Source organism: Allopusillimonas ginsengisoli (genome assembly GCF_004153455.1).
In the GTDB taxonomy this organism is placed as follows: Bacteria; Pseudomonadota; Gammaproteobacteria; order Burkholderiales; family Burkholderiaceae_B; genus Allopusillimonas; species Allopusillimonas ginsengisoli.
The window spans coordinates 1-1,400 of record NZ_SDQE01000030.1 but is presented as its reverse complement, the minus strand read 5'-3'; the positions used below and the strand labels follow the sequence as shown (position 1 = coordinate 1,400).

The following is a 1,400-nucleotide window of genomic DNA, read 5'->3' as shown; positions in this document are numbered from 1 at the left end:
GGGAATGTCAGATTTTTTGTGTTCAGGCAGTTGGTGTTAAACATTAGTCTGCCTATTTTCCCTGAGACTCAGGATCGCGATAACGATATACATCGGTGAATCGCTCCTCGTATAGGATAGCAAACTGCTGCATCGCAGCCTTCCAGAAATGGGTGGCCGCCCCCCATTTGATGGTGATATTTCGGATGGCCAGCCACAGCAGTTTCAAGGCGGCCTCATCGGTCGGGAACTGGCCACGCGTTTTGATGATCTTACGCAGTTGCGCATTGATGCTTTCAATGGCATTGGTCGTGTAGATCACTCGTCTTATATCCGGTGGGAAGGCGAAGAAGGGAATGACCTGCTGCCAAGCCCTTTGCCAGCCGGTTGCGATCATCGGATACTTCTGGCCCCAGGGACCTTGGGCGAATGCTTGCAGCGCCTGCTCGGCCGCTTCAGCGTTGATCGCGCCGTAGATCGGGCGCAACGCCGAACCGAGCTTCTTTCTGTCCTGCCAGTTGGCATAGCTCATGCTGGCGCGGATCAGGTGCACGATGCACGTCTGTAGCGTAGTGGCCGGGAACACCGCTTCGAGGGCATCGGGCATGCCCTTCAGGCCATCAGTCACGGCGATCAGAATGTCCTGCACGCCCCGTGTTTTAAGCTCATTGAACACGCGCATCCAGAACTTGGCCCCTTCGGTATTCTCGATCCACAGCCCCAGAATCTCACGGGTGCCATCGGGCAGTACAGCCAGGGCCATGTAGACCGCCTTGTTGCGCACCACACCCTCATCGCGAATCTTGACCCGCAACGCATCGAAGAACACCACCGGGTACATCGGCTCCAGGGCCCGGTGCTGCCAGGCTTGGACCTCGTCCATCACTTCGTCTGTGACTGAACTGATGAAGTCGGGCGAGACGTCGGTGCCGTACTGCTCAGCTAAAAACGCCTGGATCTCGCGCACACTCATGCCCCGGGCATACATCGCGATGATCTTGTCGTCGAAACCGGTAAAACGTCGTTCATGCTTGGGGATCAGGATCGGCTCGAAGCTGCCGTCTCGATCTCGAGGTATATCCAGGCGTACTGGCCCTGTGTCGGTCAATACCGTCTTGCCGCTCGTGCCGTTGCGCTGATTCGGGCTCGACTCAGGCTTGGCCTGCCCGCTCTGATAACCCAGATGCTGACCGAGCTCAGCGCCCAGCGCTCGCTCTATGAGCGCCTTCTTAAGCTGTGTGAACACATCCTGCATGGCTGCTGGCGTCATGGGGCCAGTGACCATGTCATCGAGCAATTGCTGGGCGCTGGCCGGTAACGCACCCTTGGGAATGCCTTTAGGTTCCTTCTTTGGTTCTTGTGCCATGGTTCATCTCCTTGAAGATAATCATAGGACCGAACACAAAATTACGGACACTCTC

Annotated in this window: 1 protein-coding gene; it reads right to left on the bottom strand. The window is 56.7% G+C overall.

Going from position 1 to position 1,400, the window contains the following annotated elements; all coding sequences use genetic code 11:
* Window positions 1-52: 52 nt before the first annotated feature.
* Window positions 53-1,345, bottom strand: a complete 1,293-nt coding sequence (locus tag ERE07_RS21555) for an IS256 family transposase (RefSeq protein WP_130011072.1) — start codon at window positions 1,343-1,345, stop codon at window positions 53-55.
* Window positions 1,346-1,400 lie beyond the last annotated feature (55 nt).

Coding starts and splice junctions, on each gene's coding strand:
- ERE07_RS21555 (WP_130011072.1), bottom strand. CDS start 1,345: ATGGCACAAGAACCAAAGAAGGAACCTAAAGGCATTCCCAAGGGTGCG.